The sequence below is a fragment of the Corallococcus praedator genome, from assembly GCF_003612125.1.
Lineage (GTDB): Bacteria > Myxococcota > Myxococcia > Myxococcales > Myxococcaceae > Corallococcus > Corallococcus praedator.
On the sequence record NZ_RAWI01000358.1, the window covers coordinates 1 to 9613 of the forward strand.

Annotated in this window: 10 protein-coding genes; 5 read left to right on the top strand and 5 right to left on the bottom strand. The window is 70.1% G+C overall.

The window, feature by feature from the left end; translation table 11 throughout:
• A partial coding sequence (locus D7Y13_RS32395) for an AAA family ATPase (RefSeq protein ID WP_147452540.1) occupies positions 1 to 1392 on the top strand: 1392 nt, incomplete at its 5' end.
• A gap of 20 nt (positions 1393 to 1412) precedes the next feature.
• Here D7Y13_RS32395 and D7Y13_RS32400 read toward each other — a convergent pair.
• Positions 1413 to 2216, bottom strand: a complete 804-nt coding sequence (locus tag D7Y13_RS32400) for a LytR/AlgR family response regulator transcription factor (protein WP_120531910.1) — start codon at positions 2214 to 2216, stop codon at positions 1413 to 1415.
• A gap of 185 nt (positions 2217 to 2401) precedes the next feature.
• Between D7Y13_RS32400 and D7Y13_RS32405 the strand changes: the two genes are divergently transcribed.
• Positions 2402 to 2635 (top strand): hypothetical protein, encoded by a 234-nt coding sequence (locus D7Y13_RS32405; protein ID WP_120531911.1) that lies wholly within the window; start codon positions 2402 to 2404, stop codon positions 2633 to 2635.
• Positions 2636 to 2777: 142 nt separating this feature from the next.
• Positions 2778 to 3284, top strand: coding sequence for a DUF1993 domain-containing protein (locus D7Y13_RS32410; protein ID WP_120531912.1), 507 nt, complete (start codon positions 2778 to 2780; stop codon positions 3282 to 3284).
• 10 nt (positions 3285 to 3294) lie between these two features.
• Here the strand turns inward: D7Y13_RS32410 and D7Y13_RS32415 are convergent, their stop codons facing one another.
• The 3 genes from D7Y13_RS32415 to D7Y13_RS32425 form a co-directional block, all read right to left on the bottom strand.
• On the bottom strand, positions 3295 to 3495 hold the full coding sequence (locus D7Y13_RS32415) for a hypothetical protein (protein WP_233595477.1): 201 nt from the start codon (positions 3493 to 3495) through the stop codon (positions 3295 to 3297).
• 30 nt (positions 3496 to 3525) lie between these two features.
• Positions 3526 to 4920: a hypothetical protein gene (locus D7Y13_RS32420; RefSeq protein WP_120583240.1), complete on the bottom strand. Its 1395-nt coding sequence runs from the start codon at positions 4918 to 4920 to the stop codon at positions 3526 to 3528.
• Positions 4921 to 5118: 198 nt separating this feature from the next.
• On the bottom strand, positions 5119 to 6675 hold the full coding sequence (locus D7Y13_RS32425) for an FAD-dependent oxidoreductase (RefSeq protein ID WP_199732737.1): 1557 nt from the start codon (positions 6673 to 6675) through the stop codon (positions 5119 to 5121).
• Between the two features lie 96 nt (positions 6676 to 6771).
• Here D7Y13_RS32425 and D7Y13_RS32430 point away from each other — a divergent pair, with 96 nt between their 5' ends.
• Together D7Y13_RS32430 and D7Y13_RS32435 are read left to right on the top strand one after the other, a co-directional pair.
• Entirely contained in the window at positions 6772 to 7506 is a 735-nt protein-coding gene (locus D7Y13_RS32430; protein WP_120583242.1) for a TetR/AcrR family transcriptional regulator, read from the top strand.
• A gap of 18 nt (positions 7507 to 7524) precedes the next feature.
• Entirely contained in the window at positions 7525 to 8250 is a 726-nt protein-coding gene (locus D7Y13_RS32435; protein WP_120531916.1) for a DUF2652 domain-containing protein, read from the top strand.
• Positions 8251 to 8535: 285 nt separating this feature from the next.
• Here D7Y13_RS32435 and D7Y13_RS32440 read toward each other — a convergent pair whose 3' ends face one another.
• Entirely contained in the window at positions 8536 to 9495 is a 960-nt protein-coding gene (locus tag D7Y13_RS32440; RefSeq protein WP_120583243.1) for a sigma-70 family RNA polymerase sigma factor, read from the bottom strand.
• Between the last annotated feature and the right edge of the window lie 118 nt (positions 9496 to 9613).

Here is a 9613-nt window from a genome sequence, read left to right on the forward strand (position 1 = left end):
GCGGTCACCCGCACGGCCCTGCCCCTGTCCGTGCTGCGCCCTCCGGTGCTGGCGGGCCGGGATGCCGCGTGGCGACAGCTGGAGGCCGGCTGGGAGGCGGGCCAGATGCTGTTCATCTCCGGTGACCCAGGCAGCGGCAAGACGCGGCTCGCGGAGGAGTTCGCGAGCTCGAAGGGACGCTGGGGCCGCATCGAGGCGCGGGTGGGCGACAGCGACGTGCCGTTCGCCTCACAGGCTCGCGCGTTCCGCACGCAGATGGCGCGCTGGCCGGACGTGAAGCTGCCGGACTGGGTGCGCACGGAGCTGTCGCGCATCCTCCCCGAGCTGGGGGAGACGCGGCTGCTGCCGCCGTTGGACTCCGAGACCGGGATGCTGCGCTTCTACGACGCGGGCGCGGTGGCGCTCCAACTGCTCCACGAGCACGAGGACATCAGCATCGCGGACGACGTGCAGTACTGGGACGCGGCCAGCAGCAAGGCCTTCTTCTACGGGCTCCCCCGGATGTTCGAAGCCGTCTCCAGGGGTGCCCAGCCCCTTCGCTTCATCGACTGCTACCGCCGGGATGAGCTGTCCGCCCAGACGCGGAACCATGTGGCGCGGCTCCTCGACGCGGGGATGGCACGCGTCGTGGAACTGGAGGCGCTGACGGGCGAGGAGGTGAAGCGCATGGTGGCGGCCATGGGGCTGCCCGGCGCGGAGGCGCACGCGGAGGACCTCACGCGCTACACGGGTGGCAATCCCCTGTACGTGGTGGAGACCCTGAAGCACCTGCTGGAGACGGACTCGCTGCGGCGGGACTGGCCCCAGCGGCTGCCGCCTCCGGGACGGGTGGGCCCCCTCATCCAACTGAGATTGGAGCGGCTGTCCGCGCTGGCGCTCCAGTGCGCCCGGCTCGCGGCGCTGGCGGGCGCCTTCTTCCGCACGTCGCTCGTGCCCCGGGTGCTCCAGGTGACGGCGGCGAGCGCGCACGAAGCGCTCGCGGAGCTGGAGTCGGCCCAGGTCCTGATGGCAGAGCGCTTCAGCCATGACCTGGTGATGGAGGCCGTGCGGGCCGCGATGGAGCCCGGAGACGTCCGCGTGCTGCACGGCAGGCTGGCCACGGCGCTGGAGGAGGATGGAGCCCCCGCCATCCTCCTGGCGCATCACTGGCTCGAAGCGGGACGGGTGGAGCGCGCGCTGCCACACCTGCTGGCGTCAGCGCACTCCGACGAACAGGTGCTGCCCCCGGAGGAGGCGGCGGAGCACTACGCCCGGGCCGCGGCCCTCATGTCGGCCACGGGCCAGCAGGAGGACGCCGCGCGGGCGCGGGCCGCCGAGGCGCGGTGCCGCCTCCAGGCAGCCGCCGCCAGCCCCTTGAGGCCCGTCCAGGCCCCGCCCGGGAAGGCGCGGTAGTTAGCCCGGGGTGCCGTGCGTCAGCCCCGGGCCAGCAGCGTGTCCAGGCGCTCACGGTAGCCCCGGCTGAGCTTCAGCGTGGTGCGATCCCTGAGGATGACCTGGTACTCCCCGTGGAGCAGCGGGCGGAGCTCCTGGACCCGCTGGAGGTTGATGACGGTGGAGCGGTGGATGCGGACGAACCGCGCTGGGTCCAACCGGGCCTCCAGGTCGCGCAGGGGCTGGCGCACCAGGTGGCTCTTCGCCCCGGTGTGCACCTGGACGTAGTTGTCCTCCGCCGCCATCCAGTCCACGTCGTCCACGGAGAGCAGCGTCACCCGCCCCACCTCCCGGATGACCAGCCGCTCCAGGTAGCGCGGGGCCTGGTACGGTCCGGGCAGGGTCTCCACGAGGCCCGCGAGCTGCCGCACCAGGTGCTGGATGCGTCCCCGGCGGACATGCTCCTTCGCGCGGTCCAGCACCTGGACGAACCGCTCCAGGAACAGGGGCTTGAGGACGTAGTCGAGCGCGCGCGCCTCGAAGGCCCGCAGGGCGTACTCCTGCCTCGCGGTCATGAAGACGACAGCGCCCGCGCACGTGCTGCCAGCCTCGCGGAGCACCTCGAAGCCGTCCAGGCCCTCCAGGGCCACATCCAGGAAGAGGATGTCCACGGGCTCGCGCCGCAGGGCCTCCACGGCCCGGCCCCCTCCTTCGTGGATGCCCGCGACGACGACCTCGGCATCGGTGTCCAGCACCGAGCCCACGAGCCGCCGGTTCTCTGAATCCCCGTCCACCACCATCACGCGAATGGGCTTGGACTCGAACAATCCCTCTCGAACAACCATGTCCCTCACCTGTTCCTCCAATGCCGGACGGCCCGGCCGCCGTCCGCGCGCGCATGACGTCCAGGACGCCACGCCACTGGCGTTGATGGATGACCGCGCTGTGAATCATTGGCGTTGGCCAGCTCGCGGACGCCGTGGGCCGCTTCGTCACACGCCTGGAGCCACTGGCGGCACGGCGATGTCCCGTGTCCGCCGATGCCGGTATTCCTCAAGGCGCTCCGGCTCACCGGGGCGGCGGCCACGCCGAGGCAAGCTACACGGACACGGGGCACTCGAATGACGTCTGGGGCTTCCCGCAGCTCCCCGGGAACACGCGCATCGTGCAGACCCTCACCTGCGTGGGCGACACGAGCGGCAACGAAGCCGGGACACGGACGGGGTGCGAGGCGGTTCTGCATGACCTGACGCTCACCTTCTGACGTCAGGCGTGACGGCGGCGTGACGGGCGGCGTTCGGGACAGAGGGGGCCCGGACGCCGCCCCGTCACGCCGCCTCAAGGCCCTCCGGCCGGCGGTTCAGTTCAGGTGGTGCGCCGAGGGTCATGGGGTTAGGTTGCGCGCCATGTACTTCGAGACCTTTTCCCAGATGAAGAAGATGCTTGGGCAGATGGACAAGTGGCTGGAGACGGCCGCGACCTTCGCCAAGACGAAGTCCTTCGACCCGAACATCTACCTCGGGTTCCGGCTCGCGCCCGACCAGCTTCCGTTCTCGCGCCAGGTGCAGATCGCCTGTGACTCCGCGAAGCTCGCGGCGTCCAGACTCACCGGCAAGGAGGCCCCTTCGCACCCCGACACCGAGCAGACGCTTGAGCAGCTCAGCGCCCGCATCCGGTCGGTGATTGCCTACCTGGACGGGTTCTCCGCCAAGGACTTCGAAGGCGTGTCCGAGCGCGTCATCACCCAGCCGCGCTGGGAGGGAAAGACGATGACCGGTGCCAACTACTTCCTTGAGCACGCGGTCCCGAACTTCTTCTTCCACGTCACCCACGTGTACGCGCTGCTCCGCCACAACGGCGTGAACCTGGGCAAGGCCGACTATCTGGGCGCGCTCAGCCTCCGCGCGCCCTGAGCCTTCCGGCTCACTCAATCTCCACGACGCAGGGTCCCAGCTCCAGCAGGAGCGGTTGCCGCGCTGGGACCCGCAGGCGCTCACCCGGCGTTGACGCGGTGTTCCCGCCCGCCGTGAGGGTGCCTTCCACCACCTCGACGAAATAGCAGGGGTGGTGCCCCCCGCCGACCATCACCCGCGCGTGCACCGGCGCCACCCCGTCCTGGTCCACGACACGAGGCTGGCACCCGCGAACGGAAGGCTACTGGAAGCTCACCTTGCCGTCCCGCTGGTAGCAGACGTGCGGCGTGCCATCCGTGGGACGGATCGCCACGCTCGGGCGCGTGGCGTCATCCACCGTCCCCAGTTGGGTATACGCCCAGAACCCCTGCGCGTCCGGCGTGGCGAGTTCCATCGCCGGCCCGTTGCGCAGGACGGCGGCCGGCTTGCCCCCGCCATACGCCAGGGACGAGGACGCGTACTTGTAGTCGACCGGGGAGGCGCTCACGGTGCTGGCCGACAGGGGCGTGCCCACCGTGATGTCCTCGATGGCGACCCGGTCGCCGTCATTGATGCCGTTGGCCATCGAGAGCAGGTGCTGGCCCTGTCCCCAGACGAGCGAGTTCCAGGCACCAGAGGAGCCGCCATCCTTCACCTTGAAGGATTCGATGGCCGAGCCCCGGATGACCCGCAGGTAGTTGCCCCAGACGCCGCTGGCGAATTGGTTGGTCAGGAGATACAGCGCCCCGGTCGCGTCGAAGACCGGGTCTGCCGTGAGGATGGACGTGGTGAGGGGCAGCAGCGAGCTGGTCCAGGTGTTGGCCCCCGTGCGGGTCGTGACCCGGACAGTCCCGAGGTTGCTGTTGGCGGAGACGATGACCGGTTGCTGTCCCTGCGCGGGGTTGAGCGCGATGCCCATGCGGGTCGTCGGCGCGAGGTCCGCACTCTCGCGAATCCATGCGCCATTGACGCGCGTGGCGTAGCCGATGCGGAACGTGGCGACCGCCACGGGGCCGGTGCTCTTGAGATAAGCGACGTGCGGCGTGCCGGTCGCCGCATCGAGCGCCAGCACGGGATCCGTGATGAACATGCCACCGGTGTTGAAGCCGGGACCGTCAATCTGCTCCGTCTTCCACGACGTGCCATCCCAGCTCGCGTACCAGAGGGTCTTGTGGGTGTCGTTCGTGTAGACGGCGTGTCCCTTGCCCGCGTCGTCGAACGCGAGCTTGCAGGTGCTGCCCGTGACGTCCGGCCCCGGATCGATCACCGTGCTGGTGGCGAGCGGAGACGCCACCACGCTGAAGTGGAAGGACCCCTCCGCCGTCTTCCCGGACTCCGTCTCCACGGAGACGGACAAGGAGGCCGTCCCCGCCGGGGGCAGCGTCCAGGTGACATGCTCCGCGTCGGGCTCCAGGGCCCCGGCGTCGGTGCTCCAACGCACCGACTTGAAGGCCTCTCCCGAGGCGACGATGCGGAAGCGCTCCGGCGTGCTTTCGACGTAGGGGCCCGCGCCACCTTCCCGCTCGATGAGCAGCACCACGTCCTCGGGCCCGTGAGAGGAGATGACCTCGACAGGCCTGGGCTGCGGGTCGCAACCGGGGAGCAGCGTCAGACCACTCAACATCAACATCCAGGGGAAGAACTTCTTCGTCAGCATCGCTCGCGTTCCTAGCGTTTTGGGGGGAGACAGCTCTCCCGTCAACGGACGAGCGTTCAGGAAGGTTTAAGCGGAATGACTTTCTTGCGCGGTGAGAGGAATCAACGCGCCTTCGGTCGGTGTTGGGATTCCGCCTCGGATTGCACGGGCATTCAGGTAATACAAAACACGCAAGGATGACCTGCCCCAACGGGAAGGCTACGGCGCGGACGACACCCGCCTCAGCGCGTCGGTGAGCACGCGAGCCGCATCCGCCGGCAGGTCGAGCGAGCGCCAGGCCACATACCCATCCGGGCGGATCAGCGAGGCGCCCTCCTTCCCCAGGCCCAGCGACTCGCGGAAGGCGTCCGCGTCCAATGGCCACACGTCGACGCCAAGGCGGAGACACTGGAGGCCCAGGCCCGGCTGTCTTTCGGCCTGCTCCACGGCGGCGCACCACCGCGCGTCCCCGGCGAACAGCACCCAGCCCTGCTGGAGCAGGTCGAGCGTGGAGCGCCGCGCATCACCGTCGGACACCCACGCATGCGGCGCGCGCGTCCCGGGCTGACCGGCCCACTGCTCCGGCCTCGCCGCGGGCGGGAGCGTGTCGCTGGCGTCGAGCACCGCCGTGGACCGGTACAGTTGCCCGAACTCCATCGCGTCGTCGTCGAGGATCCGCGCGTCCCCGGCGGTCCCGGCCGCGTCCGCCTTGTAGTCGGCCCGGGCGAAGATCTGCTGGTGCCGGAGCCACGCGATGGGCCGGCGTTCGGCGTCGTAGGTGTCGAGCAGGGACGGCGTCGATGCACCGGAGAGCACCGAGGCCAGCTTCCACGCGAGGTTGTGGGCATCCTCGATGCCGGTGTTCGCGCCGTAGCCACCCCGGCTGGGCGGAAGGGTGTGCGCCGCATCCCCGGCCAGGAACACCCTGCCAGAAGAGAAGCGGTCCGCGATGAGCGCGCTCAGCTCCCAACGGCCCGTGGTGATGAGCTCCACCTCCAGGTCCGACCGGCCCACCGCCCTGCGCACCAGCGCGCTCAAGGTGCCTTCGTCGCGCTCCTCGTCATCCGAGAAGATCAGCACCCAGCGGCCGTCGCCATAGGTGGTGAGGAACGCGCTGAACCCCGGCTGCTCAATCTGGAACTGCGTGACGCCCGCCTGGAGGTACTCCTCCAGCGGCGCCCGGAACAGGACGCTGCGCACCGTGCGCATGTGGCCCCGGCCATCACGGCCAATCTTCAAGGCCTCGCGGATCGGGCTGCGGTGCCCGTCCGCCGCGATGAGATAGGCCGCGCGCAGCGTGTACTCCCGTCCCCCGCGCTCGCGCAGCCACGCGGTCACCCCTTCCGCGTCCTGTTCGAACCGGACCAGCTCGGTTTCGAGCCGGATGTCGGCGCCAAGCTCCACGGCCCGCTCCCGGAGGATGGGCTCCAGGCGGTCCTGCGCGAGCGCCGTCCCCGTGCACGGCGAGTATTCGAGGACGGGCGCGTCCGGCTTCCCGGGCGTCCACGCGGACTCCTCGAACCACGTCCCCGCGAGGCTTTCGACCCGGGCCCGGCGCAGCCGGAAGTCAGGGGGACTCTGGGGGATGCGCTGCCCCAGTCCGACCGCCCGGAACAGCTCCATCGTCCTCGGCGTGTAGCCAATCGCCCGGGGATGCGGCGAGCTGCCCGGGTGCCTTTCCACCAGCACCGTCGGCACGCCCCGCCACGCCAGGAACATCGAAGCGGACAGGCCCACCAGGCCGCCGCCCACCACCAACACCGAAGTCGAGTCCATCTCGGGAACCTCCATTTATACACCGTATCGACAGATACAGTGTATAAATGGCCGGCCCGTTGTCAATGCAGGGTCGATGGGGCAAGACCCTCCGTGATGACCCAGAAGCCGCGTGCGCCGGAGTCCGCCCTCGTCTGGGAGCGTCCCGAACCCACCAGCCGTCCCGCGCCGGGCCCCCTGAGCCGGGAGCGGATCGTCCATGCCGCGCTGGAGCTGGCGGACGCGGAAGGGCTCGCGTCGGTGTCCCTGCGCAAGGTCGCGGCCGCGCTCGATGCGGGGCCCATGCGGCTGTACGGCTACCTGTCCACCAAGGAGGAGCTGCTGGAGCTGATGGTGGACGCCGTCTATGGGGAGATGGTGTCCGCGGGGCCGATTCGAGGCGCGTGGCGCGAGGCGCTCCGCTCCATCGCCCACCGCACCCGGCAGGCCGCCGCGAAGCACCCGTGGCTCATCGACCTGCTGGTGGGCCGTCCCCACCTGGGCCCCAACGCGCTGGCGCATCTGGAGGCGTCACTCGCCGCGCTGAGCAACACCCCGGGCTTCAAGGACGACATCGACGCCGTCATGCAGGCCGTCGGCACCGTCAACGCCTACGTGGTCGGCGCGCTCCGGAGCGAGGCCAGCGAACAGCGCGCCACGCTCGAAAGCGGGATGAACAAGACGCAGTGGCAGAACGCCACGGAGCCGTACATCCGCCGGATGATCGACACCGGCCGCTTCCCGACACTCGCCAGGGTGTTCCGGGACGCCACGCACCCCTCCTTCGAGGTCGTCTTCGACAAGGGCCTGGACTGCGTGCTCGACGGCATCGCGGCGCGACTCGCGCGCTGAACGCAAAGGAGGGCTCCCATGGCGATTGAGAAGGCACTGCTGCTCATCGCGGACATCGGCGGGTACACCCGCTTCATGAAGCACCACCGCTTCGGGCTCGCGCACGCGCAGGACACGGTGGCGCAGTTGCTGGAGGCGCTCATCGACGCCTCCGGCCGGTTCAAGCTCGCGAAGCTGGAGGGGGACGCGGCCTTCTTCTACGCCGTGGGGGACGACACCACGTCCTTCGCCCAGCAGGTCACGGACATCCGGCGCGCGTTCCTCGCCCGGCGCGAGCGGCTCATCATCGACCGCATGTGCCGGTGCGACGGGTGCATGCAGGTGGACGCCCTGACGCTCAAGTTCGTGGCCCATGCCGGCGAGGTCGCCTTCCAGCGGGTGAAGCACCTCACCGAGCTCGCGGGGGTGGACGTCATCCTCGTGCACCGGATGCTGAAGAACGACGTGCCGGTAAAGGAATACGTCCTGATGACGGACACGGTGCGCCAGGGGCTCGCGCCGGAGCTGCGCCAGCTCACCCGGGGGCTGGAACACGACTTCGAGGGCATGGGCCTCACCGCGACGCACTACATCGACTTCCATGAAGTCGCAGCGGCACTCCCCCAGGCGCTGCGCCCCAGCCTGCCGCGCAGGCTCTGGTCCAAGCTGCTGCTGGAGCTGCGCTCGCTGAAGTACGTGCTCGGGTTCAAGAAGCCCTGCGAGGACTTCCGCAACGTGGAGATCGTCGACGTCCAGGCCCCCTGAAGACAGCCTTCAGGGGACCGGCCGGCGCTCACACGTCCGCTACTGCCACTTGTAGACCATCCCCTGGGCGTTGAGGCCCCACACGTTGGTGGCCCACAGCTCACCGTCCGAGCCGACGGAGAGCTGGCTCACGCAGCAGCCCTTCTTCTCCCACGCGGAGCCGGTCCACTGGAACAGCGAGAGTCTGTCGCTCCTGCCGCCTGTTGGGGCTGCAAGCGTCCGCCGCCCGCCGCAACGCCTCTCGCTGACGAATGCACGCTGCGCGCCGGGACCGCCCCGCTGCGCTCAGGCCTCCTCGGGCATGCGCAGGCCCACGAGCTTCCGGTCCGCCAGCACCGAGTGCAGCTCGCGAATCCGTCCGCTCGCGTCCACGTCCACCCGGATCACGGTGTTCACGGCGACCAGCGGGTCCTTCGCCTTTTCGAACACCGCCACCACCGCGGGCAGGCCGTTGAGCATCCGCACCGCCACCGCCCTCGGCGCGCCGCGCATCTCCAGCAGCCGGCGGAAGAAGATGAGCACCCGCTGTGCTCCGAGCAGCGGAACGTGCGCCGCCCGCACCACGCCGCCCCCGTCCGTCAGGGCTCGGACATCCGTGGCCAGCAGGGCCTCCGCCGCCGCCACGTCCCCCGACAGCAGCGCCCCCAGGAAACCCTCCAGCGCGGCCCGGGTGCGCTCCTGCAGTTCCCGGGTGGGCACGCAGCGCGACTGGTCATACGCGGCCATCGCCGTCCGCGCGCGGTGGTGCACCACCTTCACGTTCACCTCGCTCATGCCCAGCGCTTCGGCCACCTCGCGCACCGAGTAGTCGAAGACGTCGCGCAGCAGCAGCACCGCGCGCTGCTTGGGCGACAGCGCCTCCAATGCCAGCAGGAAGGCGAAGGAGACGCTCTCCAGCAATTCGTAGCGCCCTTCCGTCGAGCCTCCTCCGGGAAGCCGCGCCTCCGTCGAGGGCGGCACCTCTTCGTCCCCCGTGTCCACCAGCGACGGCAGCCACGGTCCGATGTAGCCCTCGCGACGGCGCCGCCGCAGGTGGTCCCTCGACAGGTTCACCGCCACCCGCGCGAGCCATGGGCGCAGCGTGTCCAGTTGCTCCGGCGGAGTTGAAAGGGCGCGCGCATACACCTCCTGCACCAGGTCGTCCGCGTCCGCCGCCACGCCGGTCATCCGGTAGCAGAGCCCCCAGAGGAAGCGCTCGTGCTCGCGGGCCGCCTCCGCCAGTGCCGTTCGCGCCCTCTCGTCCATGTGGCTTAAGCCCCCACCGCGCGGCGCCGGGGCACCGCAGAGCCCTTCAGCAGGGCGTGCTCCACCGCCTCGGCGCTCGCCAGGGACGCGTCCGCGAGCATCCCTTCCGCGCCCACCC